Consider the following 19,355-nt stretch of genomic DNA (forward strand, 5'->3'; position numbering starts at 1 on the left):
ATGCAAAACCAGAGACAGCATCCGCGTACCAACATGAAGTGCCGCATCCGCATTGCGCATCCGGCCTTTGGCGAGGTCTTCGCGCAGACCCGTGATCTATCCGATGGCGGCGTCTACGTCCGGCATCCGGAGCTGGTGGTGCTGCATCCCGGCGACGAGGTGACCGGCCAGGTCCAGGACCTGCCGATTCCGGCGCCGGAACTGCGAATGGTGGTGATGCGGGTGGATGCCGAAGGGGTCGGCCTGCAGTTCGTGCACGAAACCTGACCGCTGGCCGCGGCGCGCCGGTTCAGTCGGGCGTCAGCCGGTCGAGCCGGCGCAGGAATACGGTCATTTCCTTTTCCGCCTGCTTGTCGCCCTGGGCGTTCGCCGCGGCGATTCCGCGCTCCCACGCCTGATGGGCGCCGGGCTTGTCGCCGTCGGCCTGCAGCGCCTTGCCCAGCAGTTTCCACGCAGCGGAGTATTTCGGATCGAGTTCGACGCAGCGGCGCAGGTGCTCTGCCGCCCGCCCCGGCTGCCCGGCATCCATGTAGCCCTTGCCGAGGCCGAAACGCAGCATCGGATTGTCCATGCCTTGGGAAAGCATCTTTTCCAGCGATTCGAGCATCTTGAAGACCTTTTCGGTGCAGCGCTCCGGGGCGTTTCCTCACTTTAGTGCATCGCCGCCGCCGGGCAATAGCGGCAGCATACGCCATTGGTCTTAGCTGCTGCGGGGCTTTCGCCGTCTTCGTGTGGGCTGGGTCGCAAGCGGCTCAGTGGGCCTCGTTGACCGCGCTGAGAAACTCCCGGGTGCGTTCCTCGCGCGGGTTGTTGAACAGCTCGTCCGGGCTGCCCTGCTCGTGAATCCGACCCTGGTGGAAGAAGCACACGCGATCGGCGAACTCACGGGCAAAGCCCATCTGGTGGGTCACCATCAGCATCGTCAGGTTGTGCGCCTCGCCGAGGCGGCGGATGACGTTGAGCACTTCGCCGCAGAGCTCCGGGTCCAGCGCCGAGGTCACTTCGTCGAACAGCATCACCTTCGGCCGCATCGCCAGTGCGCGGGCAATCGCCACGCGCTGTTGCTGACCGCCGGAGAGTTGCGCCGGGAAGTGCTCCAGCTTGTCCTCCAGGCCGACCATGGCCAGCAGCTCCTCTGCCCGCTCGCGGGCCTCGCGCTTGCTCAGCCCGAGCACCTGTACCGGCGCTTCCATGACGTTCTGCAACGCGTTCATGTGCGGGAACAGGTTGAAGCTCTGGAACACCATGCCGACCTTGCCACGCACACGTCGCAGGTGACGGGCATTGGCCGGGACCAACTGGCCGCTGGCGTCGGGCATGTGCGTCAGCGGCTCGCCGTCGACCTCAATCACGCCCTCGTCAATGCCTTCCAGGGTCATCAGCACCCGCAACAGGGTGGATTTGCCCGAGCCGCTGGGGCCGATGATCGCGACCTTCTCGCCTTCCTCGATCTGCAGGTCGAGCCCGTCGAGCACGGTCAGTTCACCGTAGCGCTTGGTCACGCCGGCGAAGCGCACCAAAGGTTGCGCCTGCTCCGGCTGTTGCGGCGTCGGGTTCAGGGTGTCCGTGGACTGCATCGGCGTATTCATCGGGCCAGCTCCATGCGGTTTTCCAGACGGCGCACGCACCAGGCGAGGCCGAGGCTGAGAATGAGAAAGAACAGGCCGACCATGGTGATCGGCTCCAGATAGCGGAAACTCTCGGAGCCGATGTTCTTGGCCCGCTGCATGATTTCCACCACGGTGATCGCCGACAGCACTGGCGTGTCCTTGAGGATCGAGATCAGGTAGTTGCCCAGCGCCGGCAGCACCGGACGCAGCGCTTGCGGCAGGATCACGTCGCGGTAGGCCGTCCAGGGCTTCATGTTCAGCGCGGTGACGGCTTCCCATTGCGAACGGGGTACCGCGTCCAGGCCGGCGCGGTACACCTCGGCGGTGTAGCAGGCGTAGTGCAGGGCGATACCGATGATGCCCGCCTGCATCGCGCTGAGGTTGAGGCCGTAGTTGGGGAACACGTAGAAAAGGAAGTACACCTGAATCAGCAGCGGTGTGCTGCGGATGAACTCGATCAGCCCGGTGATCGGCCAGGATAGCCAGCGCAGGCGGCTGCGGCGGCCAATGGCGAGGAACAAACCTAGCACCACGGCAATGGCGAAACCGGCCAGGGCGATGCCGATGGTGGTCAGCGAGGCATCCAGCAGGCGCGGCAGGATCTCGCGGGCGAACTGCCAGTCGAAGAAATTCATGACAGGCCTCCGCGCATCCGCCCGCGGGCCAGCCGGCGTTCCAGCTGGCGCATGCCGAAGTTGATCGCCTGGGCCAGGACGAAGTAGATCACCAGCGCCAGGCCGAAGATCTCCATGGTCATCAGCGTCGCCTGATCCAGCTGGCGGGCGCGGAAGGCCAGATCCGACAGGGTGATCAGCGACACCAGCGAAGTGTTCTTCAGCAACTCGATCAGCAGGTTGGTGCCGGGCGGAATTGCCGCGAGCAACGCCTGCGGCAGGATGATTCGGCGCATGCGTGTCAGCGGCGTCATGTTCAGCGCCTGACAGGCTTCGTGCTGGCCCTGGTGTACCGAGCGGATCGCGCCGCGCAGCACCTCGGCCCCATAGGCGCCGATGTTCAGGCCCAGGCCGACCACGGCCACGGCGAAGGCACTCATTTCGACATTGAACGGTGGCATCGGCAGCACGAAGTACAGCCAGAACAGCTGCACCAGCAGCGACGAGCCGCGGAAGACCTCGATATAGGTGATGGCCAGCCAGCGCAATGGCGCCACTGGCGAAAGCCGCGCCAGCGCGGCGATCAGCGCGCAGGCGATGGCCAGCAGTGAGCCGAAGAAAGTCACCTTCACGGTGACCCAGGCACCCTGCAGCAGCAGAGGAAGCAGTTCGATCATGATGGCGCTATCCGGTTTTCCGGAGCGCTGAGCGAGGCTGCGCAAACAGCGGCGCAGCCTTGGTCAGCGTTCACAGGCGGGACAGCGGTCGGCGGCGCCAACCAGCCGCCCCGACGGGCTTCAGGCGCCGCAGAGCTCGGCGGCAGTCTTGTCGGTGATGTTGGAGCGATCAAAGCCGAATGGCTCGATGGTCTTCAGATGCTCCTCGCTGCCCAGCCACTGCTTCAGCTCGGCATTGACCGCGTCACGCAGCGCCTTGTCCTGCGGACGGAAGGCCAGCGCGCCGTAACCGGCACGGGCTGGATCGTCCTTGAAGTCGGCGATGGCCTCGACATCGTCACCGGCCTTGTCCGCCAGCCCCTTCATGGTCAGCTGGGTACCGATGGCGGCATCGGCGCGACCACCGCGCACGGCCTGCAGCTGCGAGGTGGTATCCGGGACCTGCAGAATCTGCGAATCCTTGATGCCGGCCTTGCGCGCATAACCGAGGTTCACCGTGCCGGACATGATGGCGATCTTCACGTCTGGGTTGTTGGCGATGTCTTCGTAGCTGCGCAGGTTCTTCGGGTTGCCTTCGGCCACCAGCAGGGTGTCGAGCAGGCGGTAGTGCGGATCGGTGAACAGCACCTGCTTGCAGCGTTCAGGGGTGATGTACATGCCCGCTGCGATGAGGTCGAAGCGCCCGGCGCGCAGACCGGGGATCAGCGAGCCCCACTCGGTGAGTACCGGTTTGATGGTGTCAATCTGCATGCGCTCGAACACCTTGCGCACGATCTCTGGCGATTCGCCGGTGACGCTGCCGTCGAGCGCGGTATAGGCGAAGGGGGTTTCATTGGCGTAGCCGATGCGGACGCTGCTGCTGTCCTTGATGTCTTCCAGGGTATCGGCCTGGGTCAGGCTGGCGAAACCGATGCTGGCCAGGGCGGCGCAGCCGATCAGCAGCCGGCGGGAGCGTGTCGGGATGGTGCTGTTCCTCATGGAGTTTCTCCTGTTCCTTGTAGAGACCCGAGGAATCGGATCGTTATTTGTCTAGGAGGGGCAATTGCTCGAGCTCATTTAGGGACTCTTCTGACGACGAATGGTGCGGTGAAACCGAGCGACGATAGCTTGGCTCAATCGTCAGGCCGCACAGGCGGCAAGCCAGGAGGGTACAAAAGCTGGCCATAAAATGGAAATCGGAGGGCATCGGGATCGAATGGAGGCGATCGGTGGGAATGCTGTCTATTTCCGCTGATCGGGCCGGCAGTCGTGGGTAATTGAAAAAACGAAACGGCCCGCCGAGTGGCGGGCCGTCCATGCAGCCGCAATGATCGCTAGAAGAAGGTCAGGCCGGCCTGGAACAGGCGCTCAACGTCGCGAATATGCTTCTTGTCGACGAGGAACAGGATGACGTGATCGCCGGACTCGATCCGTGTGTCGTCATGGGCGATCAGCACCTGGTCGTCGCGAATCACCGCGCCGATGGTGGTACCCGGGGGCAGCGCGATCTGCTCGATGGGGCGCCCGATCACCTTGCTCGAACGCGGATCACCATGGGCGATCACCTCGATGGCTTCGGCCGCGCCACGGCGCAGCGAGTGGGCGCTGACGATGTCGCCGCGGCGTACGTGGGTCAGCAGGGTACCGATGGTGGCGAGCTGCGGGCTGATGGCGATGTCGATCTCGCCACCCTGAACCAGATCGACGTAGGCCGGGTTGTTGATGATGCACATCACCTTGCGCGCGCCCAGCCGCTTGGCCAGCAGCGACGACATGATGTTGGCCTCGTCGTCGTTGGTCAGCGCGAGGAACACGTCCGCCTCGCTGATGTTCTCCTCGACCAGCAGGTCGCGGTCGGAAGCGCTGCCCTGCAGGATGATCGTGCTGTCCAGCGTGTCCGACAGGTAGCGACAGCGCGCCGGGTTCATCTCGATGATCTTCACCTGGTAACGGCTCTCGATCGCTTCGGCCAGCCGCTCGCCGATGTGGCCACCACCGGCGATGACGATGCGCTTGTAGTTCTCGTCGAGCCGGCGCATTTCGCTCATCACCGCACGGATATGGCCCCTGGCGGCGATGAAGAACACCTCGTCATCGGCCTCGATCACCGTGTCGCCACGGGGCAGGATGGCCTGGTTGCGACGGAAGATGGCGGCCACGCGGGTATCGACGTTGGGCATGTGGCGGCGCAGTTGGCGCAGCTCCTGGCCGACCAGTGGCCCACCGTAGTAGGCGCGCACTGCCACCAGCTGCGCCTTTCCTTCGGCGAAGTCGATCACCTGCAGCGAGCCGGGATGTTCGATCAGGCGCTTGATGTAGTTGGTGACCACCTGTTCCGGGCTGATCAGCACGTCGACCGGGATCGCCTCGTTGGCGAACAGACCGGAGCGCACCAGGTAGGCCGCTTCGCGCACGCGGGCGATCTTGGTCGGCGTATGGAACAGGGTGTAGGCGACCTGGCAGGCGACCATGTTGGTCTCGTCGCTGTTGGTCACCGCCACCAGCATGTCGGCGTCGTCGGCCCCAGCCTGGCGCAGCACCGTGGGGAACGAGCCGCGGCCCTGGATGGTGCGGATGTCCAGGCGATCACCGAGATCGCGCAGGCGGTCGCCGTCGGTGTCGACCACGGTGATGTCGTTGGCTTCGCTGGCGAGGTGTTCGGCGAGGGTACCGCCGACCTGGCCGGCGCCGAGAATGATGATCTTCACGCGATCACTCCTGAAAGGCGGATGTTTGCCGCCGCTTCCATGTTGGGCCCGCGCGCACTGCGCCGGGGTTTCGACTCACCCACTGACACCACGTGGCTGCGCCGCGATCTTGATCAGCTTGGCATAGTAGAAGCCGTCGTGGCCGCTCTCCTGCGGCAGCAGCTGGCGACCATGCGGCTGCTGCAGGCCGAAGCCGCCCGGGAGGTCCAATTCGCGCGCGCCGGGCGTGCGTTCGAGGAAGGCGCCGATCACCTCGCGGTTCTCGGTCGGCAGCACCGAGCAGGTGGCATAGAGCAGGATGCCGCCGACGTCGAGGGTCGGCCACAGCGCATCGAGCATCTCGCCCTGCAGCGCGGCAAGGGGGGCGATGTCATCGGCCTGGCGCGTCAGCTTGATGTCCGGATGGCGGCGGATCACGCCGGTGGCCGAACAGGGTGCGTCGAGCAGGATGCGCTGGAACGGCTTGCCATCCCACCAGCGCTCGGTGGCACGGGCGTCGTCGGCGACCAGTGCGGCGTTGAGCTGCAGGCGCTCGAGGTTTTCCCGAACGCGCACCAATCGCTTGGGTTCCAGATCCAGCGCAATCAGCCCGGCCAATTGCGGCTCGCGTTCGAGCAGGTGACAGGTCTTGCCACCCGGTGCGCAACAGGCGTCCAGCACGCGTTGGCCCGGCGCCAGGTCGAGCAGCGAGGCGGCCAGCTGTGCGGCTTCATCCTGCACGCTGACCCGCCCTTCGGCAAAGCCCGGCAGCTGATGTACGTCGCACGGCGCAACCAGGCGAATGCCGTTCTCACTGAACTCGCACGGATGGGCGTCGATTCCAGCGGCCTGCAACTCAGCCAGATAGGCGTCGCGGCTGACCTGGCGGCGATTGACCCGCAACATCATCGGCGGATGGGCATTATTGGCCGCGCAGATGGCTTCCCAATGTTCGGGCCAATGCGCCTTGAGCGCCTTCTGCAGCCAGCGCGGATGGGCAACGCGAATCACCGGGTCGTGTTCCAGCTCCGCTAGCATCGCTTCGCCCTCACGCTGGGCGCGGCGCAGCACGGCGTTGAGCAGGCCCTTGGCCCAGGGCTTCTTCAGCTTGTCGACGCAGCCGACGGTTTCGCCGATGGCGGCATGGGCCGGGATGCGGGTATGGAACAGCTGATACAGACCGACCAGCAGAAGGGCTTCGACATCGCGATCGGCAGCCTTGAATGGCTTCTGCAGCAGCTTGTCGGCCAAACCTACCAGGCGCGGATGCCAGCGCGCGGTGCCGAAGGCCAGGTCCTGGGTCAGGCCGCGGTCGCGCGCGTCCACCTTGCCGAGTACCTCGGGCAGGCTGCTGCCCAGCGAGGCCTTGCCCGAGAGCACGACACTCAGCGCACGGGCTGCGGCCAGGCGCGGGTTCATTGACCGAGCACCAGGCCAGGAGCGAACTGCTCGCGGCGGCTGTTGTACAGGTCGCCGAAGCCAAGCGACTTGCCGCCGGGCAGTTGCAGACGAGTCAGCGACAATGCGCCTTCACCGCAGGCAACGGTCAGCCCTTCCTTGCTCGCTTCGAGAATGCGTCCGGGCTCGCCCTGGCCTTCGCCGAGGCGTGCCGCGTGAATCTTCAGCGTTTCGCCACTCAGCGTGCTGTGGCAGATCGGCCAGGGGTTGAAGGCACGGATCAGCCGCTCCAGCTCGACGGCCGGGCGAGTCCAGTCGATGCGCGCCTCGTCCTTGCTCAGCTTGTGCGCATAGGTGGCGAGGCTATCGTCCTGCACATCCCCTGTCAGCGCGCCGTCGGCCAGGGCGTCGATCGCCTGCACCACCGCCTGCGCGCCGAGAATGGCGAGACGGTCGTGCAGCGTGCCGCCGGTGTCGTCGTCAGTGATCGGCGTGCTGACCTTGAGCAGCATCGGACCGGTGTCCAGGCCCGCTTCCATCTGCATCACGGTGACGCCGGATTCGCTGTCACCGGCTTCGATCGCACGTTGGATCGGCGCGGCACCACGCCAGCGCGGCAACAGCGAGGCATGGCTGTTGATGCAGCCCAGGCGCGGCAGGTCGAGCACCGCCTGCGGCAGGATCAGGCCGTACGCGACCACCACCATCAGGTCCGCCTGCAGGTCCGCCAATTCCGTCTGCGCCGCCGGGTCACGCAGCGTCTGCGGCTGGAATACCGGAATGTCGTGCTGCACGGCGAGCTGCTTGACCGGGCTGGGCATCAGCTTCTGGCCGCGGCCTGCGGGGCGATCCGGCTGGGTGTAGACGGCAACGATCGATTTGCCTGCGTCGAGCAGGGCTTGCAGATGCTGAGCGGCGAATTCCGGGGTGCCGGCGAAAACGATGCGCAAGGGCTGGGTCATGAGGGCTCGCTAACAAAAAAGGCTTGCGTAGCAAGCCTTCGGGATTCGGGAATGATCAAGCCTGCTGGCGATGGATCTTTTCCAGCTTCTTCTTGATCCGGTCGCGCTTGAGGCTGGAGAGATAGTCGACAAACAGTTTGCCGTTGAGGTGATCGCATTCGTGCTGGATGCACACCGCGAGCAGGCCTTCGGCGACCATCTCGTAGGGTTTGCCGTCACGATCCAGCGCCTTGATCCGCACTTTCTGCGGACGGTCGACGTTCTCGTAGAAGCCCGGTACCGACAGGCAGCCTTCCTGGTACTGGTCCATCTCGTCGGTCAGCGATTCGAATTCGGGATTGATGAAGACTCGCGGTTCGGAGCGGTCCTCGGACAGGTCCATCACCACCACGCGCTTGTGCACATTGACCTGCGTCGCGGCCAGGCCGATGCCCGGAGCCTCGTACATGGTCTCGAACATGTCGTCGATCAGCTGACGGATCTCGTCATCGACCACATCCACCGGTTTGGCGATGGTGCGCAGCCGCGGATCGGGAAATTCAAGGATGTTCAGAATGGCCATATGCGTTTGTGATGCACTTATGGAATAAAGTCAAAAGCCGCTGCTAAGATGCCGAGCAGCATGGAAAACGGCTTAATGCCGCGATCCAAAAGGGTTCCGCGGCGCTAGGGCGCTTTACGTGAAGGCACATAATAAAGGGATTCACCACATGAGGAAATCACTACTCGCCCTGCTGCTGGTGGCCGTCGGCGGGCTCGCCCAGGCCGCGGTGCAGCTCAAGGACAACCATCCGGAGCGTTATACGGTGGTGAAGGGCGACACACTCTGGGACATTTCCGGCCGCTTCCTCCGCGAGCCGTGGAAATGGCCGGAGCTGTGGCATGCCAACCCGCAGATTGCCAACCCTCATCTGATCTATCCCGGTGATACCCTGAGCCTGGTCTACGTCGACGGCCAGCCGCGTCTTGTGCTCGACCGCGGCGCCTCGCGCGGCACCATCAAACTGTCGCCGACCGTTCGCACCACGCCGATGGCCGAAGCCATCCCGACCATTCCGCTGGAAGCGATCAACAGCTTCCTGCTGAGCAACCGCATCATCGACACCGCTGAGCAGTTCCAGGGTGCGCCCTACATCGTCGCCGGCAACGCCGAGCGGGTGGTCAGCGGCGCGGGCGACCGCATCTACGGCCGCGGGAGCTTCGAAGAAGACATGCCGGCGTACGGCATCTTCCGCCAGGGCAAGACCTACGTCGATCCGGAAACCGGCGAATTTCTCGGTATCAACGCCGATGACATCGGCACCGTGGACATCGTCGAAGTCGAAGGCGATATCGCCACCATGCACCTGACCCGTACCACCCAGGAAGCCCGCATCGGCGATCGTCTGTTCGCCAGCGAGGAGCGTGCGGTCAACTCGACGTTCATGCCCAGCTCGCCTGAGACGGAGGTGGACGGTGTGATTCTCGATGTACCGCGCGGCGTTACCCAGATCGGCCAGTTTGACGTGGTCACCCTGAACAAGGGCGCTCGCGACGGTCTGAAGGACGGCAACGTGCTGGCGGTCTACAAGACCGGCGAAACCGTACGTGACCGCGTGACGGGTGAGAACGTGAAGATTCCGGACGAGCGTTCCGGCCTGCTGATGGTGTTCCGCACCTACGACAAGCTCAGCTACGGCCTGATACTGCAGGCCACCCGCTCACTGGCGGTGAGCGACAAGGTCCGTAACCCCTGAAACAAGAGAGCCCCGCGAATGCGGGGCTTTTTCATGCTGCGACAGCACCGCACGGATGCGGTGCAAAGAGACAAGGAGTGTTCACCATGCCTGCCATTTCCCCTGCCGAGCTGGAAGCCCGGCTGCGTCTGCATCTATTGCCCGAACTCGGCCCAAGCCGCCTGCGCAAGTTGCTGAGCGCCTTTCCCGATGCCTCGTCGGCGTTGAGCGCGCCGGCCAGTGCCTGGCGGTCGCTGGGATTGCCGGCCAGTTGTGCCGAGCCACGACGCAGCGCCGACATCCGCGAGCGTGCCAGTGCCACCCTTGCCTGGCTGGAGCAGCCGGACCGGCATCTGCTCTGCTGGGACGACCCGAACTACCCCGCCTTGCTGGCTGAACTGCCGGATGCACCACCGCTACTGTTCATTTCCGGCGATCCCGGCTTGCTCGAGCGACCGCAGCTGGCGATGGTCGGCAGCCGCCGCGCCTCGCGCAATGGTCTGGACAATGCCCGCGCCTTCTCCCGCAGCCTGGCCGGTGCCGGCTTCGTCATCACCAGTGGACTGGCGCTGGGCATTGATGGCGCGGCTCATCAGGGCGCGCTGGACGCCGGCGGCAAGACCGTCGCGGTGCTCGGTACCGGTCTCGAACGGCTGTATCCGCAGCGTCACGTCGGCCTCGCCCAGCAGATCGTCGACGGAGGCGGTGCGCTGGTGTCCGAGCTGCCACTGGATTGCCCACCGCAGGCGAGCAACTTTCCGCGGCGCAATCGCATCATCAGTGGCCTGTCGCTGGGCGTGCTGGTGGTCGAGGCAAGCCCGTCGAGCGGTTCGCTGATCACCGCGCGACTCGCTGCCGAGCAGGGCTGCGAGGTCTACGCGATCCCCGGTTCGATCCATCATCCCGGCGCCCGAGGCTGCCATCAGCTGATTCGCCAGGGCGCGGCGCTGGTGGAGTCGGTCGAGGATGTGCTCGAGGCCCTGCGTGGCTGGCAGCGCGTCGACTTGCCCGACGGCGAAGGCCCGGCGCCGAAGCAGTCGGACAACCCCCTGCTACGCGAACTGCTGGCCGCGCCGCGCAGCAGTGAAGCACTGGCCATGGCGCTCGATCAGCCGCTGGGGCAGGTGCTGGCGCAGCTGACCGAACTGGAAGTCGACGGGCTGGTGGCCTGCGACAACGGATTCTGGACGGTGATCTCGCGCTAGGCGGAGCTGAGTCGCACAGCAGATCTGTCGTGCGCCTGCCGATCCACACCCTGTTGTTTGCGCGCTCGAAATGCGGAGTGTCTGTTGCAGGCTGTTGCGAATCGGCCGCCCAGCCCCCTGCTCGACGGCAGATGCCTTGGGTAAACTGCCGGCTTTTCAGTCAGGCAGAGGTCGGCATGATCGGCGATTGGCGTGTGCAGCAAGTGGCGCGGGTGGTTCGCGCCGGCGGAGTGATCGCCTACCCGACCGAAGCGGTCTGGGGCGTGGGTTGCGACCCATGGGACGAAGAGGCGGTGCTGCGTCTGCTGGCGCTCAAGGAGCGGCCGGTGGAGAAGGGCCTGATCCTGATCGCCGACAGCATCGAGCAGTTCGACTTCCTGCTGGACGATGTGCCCGAGCGCTGGCTCGACCGCCTGGCTGCTACCTGGCCGGGGCCGAATACCTGGTTGGTGCCGCATCGCGGTCGCTTGCCGGAGTGGATCACCGGGCGGCACGACAGCGTCGCACTGCGGGTGACCGACCATCCACTGGCCACGCGGCTGTGTGCGTTGACCGGCCCGCTGGTCTCGACGTCCGCCAACCCTGCCGGCCGTCCAGCAGCGCGCTCGCGGCTGCGGGTCGAGCAGTATTTCCCGCGTCAGCTCGATGCCGTGTTCGCCGGTCCGCTGGGTGGGCGACGTAACCCCAGTGTCATTCGCGATCTGCGCACGGGTGATGTGATTCGTCCGGCCTGAGCCGGCGGTGAAACGCACTGTGCGGCTGCCCCTATAAAGGCAGCCGCCGCAGCGTCAGGGCAGCAGAATGGTCGATCCGGTGGTTTCCCCCGCCGCCAGTTTGCGCTGGGCTTCGGCCGCTTCGCTGAGCGGGTAGTGCTGGCCGATCTCGACCTGGATCCTGCCGCTGCCGATCATCTCGAACAGTTCATCGGCCATGGCCTGCAGACGTTCCGGCGTGTCAGCGTAGCCGGCCAGAGTTGGCCGAGTGACGAACAGAGAGCCCTTCTGCGCCAGCACACCCAGGTTCACCCCGGTGACGGCCCCGGAGGCGTTGCCGAAACTGACCAGCAGGCCGCGCGGGGCGACGCAGTCCAGCGAGATTTCCCAGCTGCTCTTGCCCACCGAGTCGTAGACCACCGGGCACTTCCTGCCTTCGGTCAGCTCCAGTACGCGTTGCACCACGTCCTCGCGGGTGCGATCAATGGTGGCCCAGGCGCCCAGGGCTTTGGCCCGCTCGGCCTTCTCCGCAGAGCCCACCACGCCGATCAACTGCGCGCCCAGTGCGCGCGCCCACTGACAGGCGATCGATCCGACACCGCCGGCGGCGGCATGGAACAGCACCGTCTCGCCGGCCTGCAGCGAGTGGGTCTGGCGCAGCAGGTACTGGCAGGTGAGGCCCTTGAGCATGACTGCGGCAGCCTGCTCGAAGCTGATGGAGTCCGGAAGTTTGACCAGATGCCGAGCCGGCAGCGTGTGGTGTTCCCCGTAGGCGCCGAGCGGGCCGGTGGCATAGGCGACCCGGTCACCCGGCTGCAGGTGCTGCACACCCTCACCTACCGCATCGACCACACCGGCACCCTCGGTGCCCAGCCCGGATGGGAGGCTCGGCGGTTGATACAGACCGCCGCGGAAATAGGTGTCGATGAAGTTCAGGCCGATGGCATGGTTGCGCACCCGCACTTCGCCTGCAGCCGGCGCGCTGAGCGGCATATCGACCTGTTCCAGGACTTCGGGACCGCCGTGCTGGCTGAATTGGATGCGCTGGGACATGTCTGGCTCCTGGTCATTGAAAGAACGTCTATCCAACCCGCCGGGGCTGCGTTCGTCAATCGGCTGAATGCTATGCTTGCCGGCCGACCCCGTTTCAGAGCACCGCCCAGTCGCGCCTCAAGGGCTGCGCGCGGTCATTCGCAAGGTGATTTCGTGAACCACAGGACCGAAGCCGTCAAAGCCTATCTGCTCGATCTGCAGGATCGCATCTGCGCTGCGCTGGAGGCCGAAGACGACGGCGCGCGCTTCGCCGAGGACGCCTGGACGCGGCCCGGTGGCGGCGGTGGCCGGACCCGCGTGATCGAGAACGGCGCACTGATCGAGAAGGGCGGCGTGAACTTCTCCCACGTGCATGGCGACAGCCTGCCGCCGTCGGCCAGCGCTCATCGCCCGGAGCTGGCAGGGCGCGGCTTCGAGGCGCTCGGTGTGTCGCTGGTGATCCACCCGCACAATCCGTATGTGCCGACGTCTCATGCAAACGTGCGCTTCTTCATCGCCGAGAAGGAAGGCGAGGAACCGGTTTGGTGGTTCGGCGGTGGCTTCGACCTGACGCCCTACTACGGCGCCGAAGAAGATTGCGTGCACTGGCACCGGGTCGCGCGGGATGCCTGCGCGCCGTTCGGGGCGGACGTCTATCCGCGCTACAAGGAGTGGTGTGATCGCTATTTTCACATCAAGCACCGCCACGAACCCCGTGGTGTCGGCGGCTTGTTCTTCGACGACCTGAACCAGTGGGATTTCGACACCAGTTTCGCCTTCATGCGTGCGGTCGGCGACGCCTACCTCGACGCCTATCTGCCCATCGTCCAGCGGCGCAAGGCCACGCCGTTCGGCGAGCGCGAGCGGCAGTTCCAGCTGCTGCGCCGCGGCCGCTACGTCGAATACAACCTGGTCTATGACCGCGGCACGCTGTTCGGTCTGCAATCGGGCGGGCGTACCGAATCCATCCTGATGTCGCTGCCGCCGCAAGTGGCCTGGGGCTATGACAAGCATCCCGAGCCAGGCACACCGGAAGCGCGCCTGACCGAATACTTCCTGCAGGATCGCGACTGGCTCGCCGAGCAGCCCTGACCTTCGACTGCTATCTGCACCCACACCGCAAGGATTCACCCATGGACCGCTACGGCGTCTTCGGCAACCCCATCGGCCACAGCAAATCACCGCAGATTCACGCCCTGTTCGCCGCGCAGACCGGCCATGCGCTTTGCTACGAGGCACTGCTGGCGCCGCTGGACGACTTTCCGGGGTTCGCCCGTACATTTTTCCGGGACGGCCAGGGCGCCAACGTCACCGTGCCGTTTAAGGAACAGGCCTATGGGATGGCCGATCAACTCACCGAGCGCGCCCGCCGTGCCGGCGCGGTGAATACCCTGAAGAAGCTTGAAGACGGGCGCCTGCTCGGTGACAACACCGACGGTACCGGGCTGGTGAGCGATCTGCTGAACGCCGGTGTATCGCTGGCGGGCCAGCGCATTTTGCTGCTCGGCGCTGGCGGGGCCGTGCGTGGCGTACTCGAGCCGTTGCTGGCGCAAAAGCCCGCGGCGCTGATCATCGCCAACCGCACGCCGAGCAAGGCCGAACAGCTGGTGCAGGAATTCGCCGAACTGGGGCCGCTGTCCGCCAGCACCTTCGCCGATCTTGCCGAACCGGTTGACCTGATCATCAATGGCACCTCGGCCAGCCTCGGCGGCGAACTGCCACCGCTGGCCGATAGCCTGATCCGGCCAGGTCAGAGCTTCTGCTACGACATGATGTACGCCGCCAGGCCCACGGCGTTCTGCCAGTGGGCGGCAGCGCTGGATGCGGACACCCGCGACGGGCTCGGCATGCTGGTGGAGCAGGCGGCGGAGGCGTTTGAACTGTGGCGCGGCGTACGCCCGGACACGGCGCCGGTGCTCGCCGAACTGCGTCGGCAGCTAAGCTAACCGCTGAAGTGAATGCGCTGATGAATGTGCTGGGGGTTTTCCAGTTCATCGACGATGCCGGCGGCGATGCGTTGCAATTCCCGATAGGGATTGGCGTCACCCTTGCCAGCCGCTTCGGCCAGCGCCTCGATGGTTAGCTGGTTACCGGCTGACGGCGCGTCTACCAGCGTCCAGCGCAGCGGATGGCTGACCAGTCGTTGCAGTGCAGCCTCGACCTCTGGCTGCAGCTCGATCGCCGGGAAATCGGCAACCAGCAGCAGGCGCTCGACCTTGGCGCGCTCCAGACCGAGCAACAGCGCCTCCACCGCCTGGTAGAAATCGCGCTGGGGCGACTCTCCGGTAACCGTATCGGCGCCCGGCAGACGCGGCGTCTGAAACAGACAGACCACCGCATCCATCCCGGCCACGCTCTCGCTGACGCTCACTGCATCGAACGGATCGCCCGGCTTGGTCCGCAGACCTGGCCGGGCGGCTATCGAATTGAGGTCGTCGAGCAATGCCACGGCCTCATGCTGGCGGCTGAGCAGCTCCACCAGCAGCGCGCTGCCAAGGTCGTCGTGAGCGCCGTAAAGGGCGAACTTCAGCCGTGGCGTTTCGGCATTGAGCATGACGGCTGCCGATCAGCGACGGGTTATCAGATAGCCGATCACGGCAAAGGCGCCCGCGGCCAGAGCCAGGGTACCCAGCGGATGCTCCTTGGCGCATTCGCGCGCAGCACGGCTGGCTTCGCGAGTGCGCCGGGAGATATCGGCATAGTGCTCATCCCAGTCGTTGTCGTGCCAGAGTGACTCGGCACGCGAACGCAGTGCGCTGAGGCGCTTGCGTGAGTCGTGGGCGGCATCGTGCTTGAGCTCATCGAGCGCGCGCATCAGGCTGTCGATCTCGTGCTGGACTTCTTCGCGGGTGGTGGCTTTGCTGAAACGGGACATGGTGGGACCTCCCCTCGGTAAGTGTGGTTGTTTGACTCCGAAAACAGGCAGAGGTGCGGCCCGATCTGCAGTGCAACGCCGGCCGGATCGTTACGCGGCCGCTCTGGCGCTGCTCTTCCGACGAACCGCTCATCGGAAAGAGGCGAGTCTGCGGGCGATTCCCTATACTGGCGAAACGTCTACCACGTCGCATTCAGCGCATTTCGCCCTTCCATCGCGGGGAAACACCCATCGTGAACTTTCGTCGTACCCTCGCCAGTCTGCTGTTCGCCTGCCTGGCCTCGTTGCCGGCCATCCATGCCCAGGCCGCCAAGCCGGCCGTACAGGAACTCGCCTCCGGCAGCGCCCTGCTGGTCGATCTGAAGACTAATGAAGTGCTCTACTCCAGCAATCCGGACATGGTGGTGCCGATCGCCTCGGTGACCAAACTGATGACCGCCATGGTCGTACTGGACGCCAAGCTGCCGCTGGATCAGGCGCTGCCGGTGACCATCCGCGATGCCAGGGAGATGCAGGGCGTGTTCTCCCGCGTGCGTATCGGCAGCGAGATCAGCCGCCGCGAGATGCTGCTGCTGACCCTGATGTCTTCTGAGAACCGCGCCGCCGCGAGCCTCGCCCACCACTATCCGGGTGGCTACTCGGCCTTCATCCAGGCGATGAACGCCAAGGCGCGGGCGCTGGGCATGACCCGCACACACTATGTCGAGCCCACCGGGCTGTCCGAACGCAATGTCTCCAGTGCCAATGACCTGGTCAAGCTGATCCGCGCCAGCCGCCAGTACACGCTGATACAGCAGTTCAGCACCACCGACGAGAAGACCGTCGCCTTCCGCAAACCCAACTACACCCTCGGCTTTCGCAACACCAACGCCCTGGTGCGCAAGAACAACTGGGACATCCAGTTGAGCAAGACCGGTTTCACCAATGCCGCCGGGCATTGCCTGGTGATGAGCACCACCATGAAACAGCGGCCGGTGGCCTTCGTGGTGCTCGATGCGTTCGGCAAGTACACCCATATGGCCGATGCCAACCGCCTCAAGAAGTGGCTGGAAACCGGCACCGTGACCCCGGTACCCGCCGCCGCGCTGGCCTACAAGCAGCAGAAGCAGGCCCAGCGCCAGCTGGCCGGCCAACCGGCGGACGCTGCCCAAGCGCTGCTGAAAACCCGCTGAGGTCTGCCGTTCGCTGCGTGACGATGGCGTCGCGCAGCGAACCTGACCGGCAGGCCTGACGATCAGCGAACATTCTTGAGTTTGCTCAACTCTTTTTGCTGAGAGTCGTTCCTATCATGAACGCCATTCGCACCCGCGCCTGATCGGATCGCCGATGACACGCCGCCGCCTTCCCGCCTGGCTCGCCAGCCTGGCCCTGCTGATCCATCTGCTGAGCATGCCGCTGTCGGGCCTGTTGCCGGCGGAGAGCAAGCGGCTGCTCGGCTGGAGCGGCCATTGCCCGTTGATGCAGGCACAGCTGCAGCAGTCGCACGCACTGCACGGGTCGGCGGAGCATGGCGAGCATGAACCGGCAACCCATGGCGGGATGCCGCCGTGCTGCTGCTGCGCCGGCTCGATGGGCCTGGCAGCGCTGCCCGGCGCCGCACCGCTGCTACCGCAGGAAATTCGTGGCGGCCCGGTCCTCGCTGTCGAAGCAGGCGCCCATCGGCCGTCGCCACGGCAACAATGGCCGGCCCTCAATCCTCGCGCCTCCCCCCTCGCCTGACGCCGCTGGCGTCACCCTTCGTTGCTTCGCCTGAACTGTCTGCACCGACCACGGTGGTGCTGGCGTTTGCCTGCGGCCATTCGCCGTACGGCCCTGTCTGTTGCACAAGGAACATGCGAGATGCTCGACCATCCTGCGCACCCGTCGCGGCGCCCTGCGCTGCCTCGTCTTGTTATTGCGGCCCTGGCTGCTGCTTATCTGCCGGCAAGCCTTGCCGATACCGCCGCCTCCGCGCTGTCGCTGGGCAGCAGCACCGTCACCGCCACCCAGTCTGGTGGTGGCTTGCCGACCAGCAGCGTGATCAGCTCGGTCGACCTGCTCGGCGGCGACATTCTCGAACAGCAGCCGGTGCTCTACAGCTGGGAGCTGTTTCGTCGCACGCCGGGGGTGATGCTCACCGAATTCGGCCAGGGCACCAGCTCCGGCAAGCTGTCCTTTCGTGGCTTCAATGGCGAGGGTGAGGTCAACGCGGTCAAGCTGCTGATCGACGGCATCCCGAGCAACAGCAACGACGGCAACATGCCCTATCTGGACATTCTGTTCCCGTTGGAAATCGACGGCATCGAGGTGGTGCGCGGCACCAACGACCCGCGCTACGGCCTGTACAACATCGCCGGCAACGTCGCCGTGCAGTCGCGCATCGGCGGCGATTACGGCAAGGCGCGGCTGCGCTACGGCAGCTACGACACCCAGGAGCTGCAGCTGGCCAAGGGCATCGAATCCGGCAACTGGACGCAGAACTACTTCATCGGTCAGCAGAACAGCGATGGCTACCGCGACCATGCCGGCAGCGAGCGCACCAGCCTGTCTGGCAAATGGTTCTACACGCCGGACGCCGGCAACTGGCGCCTGGGTCTGATCGCCCGGCATTACGAGGCCGAAGCGGACGAGCCGGGTTACCTGTTCCGCGAGGACGCACGGCACTCGCCCCGTCAGTCCTACGCGCTGTCATCCAGCGACATGGGCGAGCGGCGCATGAATCAGCTCAGCCTGCATCTGGACAGCCAGCTGGCCAGCGATCTCAGCTGGGCGACCAAGGTCTGGCTCAACACCCTGGACGACGACCGCTGGGTGCGTTTCTCGCAATCGGCGCCACAGCAGCGGCGTACCAGCGAGGAAAAGCACTACGGCGCGCGCACCTCGCTGACCTATCGCCCGGACGTGTCCTGGCTGCATGACCTGGCCATCGAAGGCGGGCTCGACACCGAGCAGCAGCGCAACCGCAGCGAGCGCTACACCACCGTCGAGCGCCAGGTGGTGACCCAGACCCGCGACCAGCGCTTCGACTACGACAGCTACGGCGCCTACCTGCAGGCGGTGATCCAGCCGGTGAAATCGCTGAAGATCATCCCGGCATTTCGCGTCGACCGCATTCGGGGTGACTTCACCGACGAGCTGAGTGGCAACGATTACGCGATCAACGACTACGGCAGCATCGAGCAGCCGAAGATCAGCCTGATCTACACCCCCATCGAGCAGCTGAGCCTGTATGGCAACTGGGGGCGGACCTTCCAGATCGGTACCGGCGCGGCCGCCTACAAGGTGCCGCCGCGCACCAGCGATCTCTCGCCGTCGATCAATGACGGCTGGGAAACCGGCATCAAGTTCAGCCCGGTGCACTGGCTCGACGGCCGCGTCGCCTACTGGGAGCAGGTCGCCACGGACGAGGTGCGGCGCCGGCTCAACGATCCCAGTGGCGAATCGGAAAACCTCGGGCAGACCCGTCGCTGGGGCTACGACGCCCAGCTCAACCTCTACCCTGCCAGCGCTCTGAATCTGTGGCTGGCGCACTCCTGGCAGTTCTCCGAGATCGAAAAGGCCGACCTTAGCCTGCCGGCCAGCCAGGGCCAGGAGATCGATCATGTGCCGCAGCGGCTGTACTCGGCCGGCAGCACCTACCAGGCGACGCCGGACCTGCAGCTCAGCGCCTGGCTCAACGGCCAGACCGACTACTACCTCGAACGCGAGAACACCCAGGGCAAGTACGGCGGCTACGTACTATTCAACCTGGGCGCCAGCTACCAGCTGACCGAGCAGCTGGCCGTCGACCTGCAGCTGAAGAACCTCACCGACCGCTACTACGAGTACGTCTGGTACGACGGCGCCGAGACACTGCATGCGCCGGGTGATGGCCGCGCGCTGTATGCGGCCGTGACCCTGGACTTCTGA

At 65.3% G+C, this 19,355-nt stretch carries 21 protein-coding genes; 9 read left to right on the top strand and 12 right to left on the bottom strand.

Annotation, left to right across the window (positions count from 1 at the left end; genetic code table 11):
- Positions 1–267 carry a PilZ domain-containing protein gene (locus IEG05_RS16840; protein ID WP_014818498.1) on the top strand — a complete coding sequence of 89 codons (267 nt, stop codon included), beginning with the start codon at positions 1–3 and terminating at the stop codon, positions 265–267.
- A 22-nt stretch (positions 268–289) separates the two neighbouring features.
- Here IEG05_RS16840 and IEG05_RS16845 read toward each other — a convergent pair whose 3' ends face one another.
- The 9 genes from IEG05_RS16845 to def all read right to left on the bottom strand — a co-directional run bounded on the left by IEG05_RS16845 (position 290) and on the right by def (position 8,489).
- Positions 290–607, bottom strand: coding sequence for a tetratricopeptide repeat protein (locus IEG05_RS16845; protein WP_014818499.1), 318 nt, complete (start codon positions 605–607; stop codon positions 290–292).
- Positions 608–752: 145 nt separating this feature from the next.
- A complete protein-coding gene (ehuA, locus tag IEG05_RS16850) occupies positions 753–1,589 on the bottom strand; it encodes an ectoine/hydroxyectoine ABC transporter ATP-binding protein EhuA (protein WP_041013091.1) in 837 nt (278 codons plus the stop codon).
- Positions 1,586–2,245, bottom strand: a complete 660-nt coding sequence (ehuD, locus tag IEG05_RS16855) for an ectoine/hydroxyectoine ABC transporter permease subunit EhuD (protein ID WP_008569079.1) — start codon at positions 2,243–2,245, stop codon at positions 1,586–1,588. The genes ehuA and ehuD overlap by 4 nt, the downstream gene beginning before the upstream one ends.
- Positions 2,242–2,901: an ectoine/hydroxyectoine ABC transporter permease subunit EhuC gene (gene ehuC / locus IEG05_RS16860; protein ID WP_003284262.1), complete on the bottom strand. Its 660-nt coding sequence runs from the start codon at positions 2,899–2,901 to the stop codon at positions 2,242–2,244. The genes ehuD and ehuC overlap by 4 nt, the downstream gene beginning before the upstream one ends.
- A 120-nt stretch (positions 2,902–3,021) precedes the next feature.
- Positions 3,022–3,879: an ectoine/hydroxyectoine ABC transporter substrate-binding protein EhuB gene (gene ehuB, locus IEG05_RS16865; RefSeq protein WP_023446435.1), complete on the bottom strand. Its 858-nt coding sequence runs from the start codon at positions 3,877–3,879 to the stop codon at positions 3,022–3,024.
- Positions 3,880–4,214: 335 nt separating this feature from the next.
- Complete coding sequence (gene trkA, locus IEG05_RS16870) at positions 4,215–5,588, bottom strand: Trk system potassium transporter TrkA (RefSeq protein WP_014818504.1); 1,374 nt, start codon at positions 5,586–5,588, stop codon at positions 4,215–4,217.
- Between the two features lie 75 nt (positions 5,589–5,663).
- Positions 5,664–6,986 (bottom strand): 16S rRNA (cytosine(967)-C(5))-methyltransferase RsmB, encoded by a 1,323-nt coding sequence (gene rsmB / locus IEG05_RS16875; RefSeq protein WP_046621987.1) that lies wholly within the window; start codon positions 6,984–6,986, stop codon positions 5,664–5,666.
- A complete protein-coding gene (gene fmt, locus IEG05_RS16880) occupies positions 6,983–7,927 on the bottom strand; it encodes a methionyl-tRNA formyltransferase (protein WP_046621986.1) in 945 nt (314 codons plus the stop codon). The genes rsmB and fmt overlap by 4 nt, the downstream gene beginning before the upstream one ends.
- Positions 7,928–7,982: 55 nt before the next feature.
- Entirely contained in the window at positions 7,983–8,489 is a 507-nt protein-coding gene (gene def / locus IEG05_RS16885; protein WP_014818507.1) for a peptide deformylase, read from the bottom strand.
- Between the two features lie 148 nt (positions 8,490–8,637).
- On the opposite strand from def, the gene IEG05_RS16890 reads away from it, so the two are divergent.
- The 3 genes from IEG05_RS16890 (at position 8,638) to tsaC (ending at position 11,581) form a co-directional block, all read left to right on the top strand.
- A complete protein-coding gene (locus tag IEG05_RS16890; protein ID WP_046621984.1) occupies positions 8,638–9,663 on the top strand; it encodes a LysM peptidoglycan-binding domain-containing protein in 1,026 nt (341 codons plus the stop codon).
- An 86-nt stretch (positions 9,664–9,749) separates the two neighbouring features.
- Positions 9,750–10,847: a DNA-processing protein DprA gene (dprA, locus tag IEG05_RS16895; RefSeq protein WP_191122414.1), complete on the top strand. Its 1,098-nt coding sequence runs from the start codon at positions 9,750–9,752 to the stop codon at positions 10,845–10,847.
- 176 nt (positions 10,848–11,023) lie between these two features.
- Entirely contained in the window at positions 11,024–11,581 is a 558-nt protein-coding gene (gene tsaC / locus IEG05_RS16900) for an L-threonylcarbamoyladenylate synthase type 1 TsaC (protein ID WP_191122415.1), read from the top strand.
- Between the two features lie 54 nt (positions 11,582–11,635).
- On the opposite strand, the gene IEG05_RS16905 is transcribed toward tsaC, so the two are convergent.
- Complete coding sequence (locus IEG05_RS16905; protein ID WP_191122416.1) at positions 11,636–12,613, bottom strand: NADPH:quinone reductase; 978 nt, start codon at positions 12,611–12,613, stop codon at positions 11,636–11,638.
- 153 nt (positions 12,614–12,766) lie between these two features.
- Between IEG05_RS16905 and hemF the strand changes: the two genes are divergently transcribed.
- Both hemF and aroE read left to right on the top strand, forming a co-directional pair.
- The gene (gene hemF / locus IEG05_RS16910; RefSeq protein WP_191122417.1) at positions 12,767–13,684 is read left to right on the top strand and encodes an oxygen-dependent coproporphyrinogen oxidase; all 918 of its coding nucleotides are present in this window, start codon (positions 12,767–12,769) and stop codon (positions 13,682–13,684) included.
- Positions 13,685–13,725: 41 nt separating this feature from the next.
- The gene (aroE, locus tag IEG05_RS16915; protein WP_191122418.1) at positions 13,726–14,538 is read left to right on the top strand and encodes a shikimate dehydrogenase; all 813 of its coding nucleotides are present in this window, start codon (positions 13,726–13,728) and stop codon (positions 14,536–14,538) included.
- On the opposite strand, the gene IEG05_RS16920 is transcribed toward aroE, so the two are convergent.
- Both IEG05_RS16920 and IEG05_RS16925 read right to left on the bottom strand, forming a co-directional pair.
- Complete coding sequence (locus tag IEG05_RS16920) at positions 14,535–15,146, bottom strand: NAD(P)-dependent oxidoreductase (protein WP_125897413.1); 612 nt, start codon at positions 15,144–15,146, stop codon at positions 14,535–14,537. The two genes, aroE and IEG05_RS16920, sit on opposite strands and share 4 nt — an antisense overlap.
- A 12-nt stretch (positions 15,147–15,158) precedes the next feature.
- Positions 15,159–15,467 carry an ElaB/YgaM/YqjD family protein gene (locus IEG05_RS16925; protein WP_003282345.1) on the bottom strand — a complete coding sequence of 103 codons (309 nt, stop codon included), beginning with the start codon at positions 15,465–15,467 and terminating at the stop codon, positions 15,159–15,161.
- Positions 15,468–15,700: 233 nt separating this feature from the next.
- Here IEG05_RS16925 and pbpG point away from each other — a divergent pair, with 233 nt between their 5' ends.
- From pbpG to IEG05_RS16940, 3 genes are all read left to right on the top strand, one after another.
- Entirely contained in the window at positions 15,701–16,639 is a 939-nt protein-coding gene (gene pbpG, locus IEG05_RS16930; RefSeq protein ID WP_191122419.1) for a D-alanyl-D-alanine endopeptidase, read from the top strand.
- Positions 16,640–16,793: 154 nt separating this feature from the next.
- A complete protein-coding gene (locus IEG05_RS16935; RefSeq protein WP_046621973.1) occupies positions 16,794–17,186 on the top strand; it encodes a DUF2946 family protein in 393 nt (130 codons plus the stop codon).
- A gap of 120 nt (positions 17,187–17,306) precedes the next feature.
- Positions 17,307–19,355, top strand: a complete 2,049-nt coding sequence (locus tag IEG05_RS16940; RefSeq protein ID WP_191122420.1) for a TonB-dependent receptor — start codon at positions 17,307–17,309, stop codon at positions 19,353–19,355.

This window comes from Stutzerimonas kunmingensis, assembly GCF_014764705.1.
Taxonomy (GTDB): Bacteria; Pseudomonadota; Gammaproteobacteria; order Pseudomonadales; family Pseudomonadaceae; genus Stutzerimonas.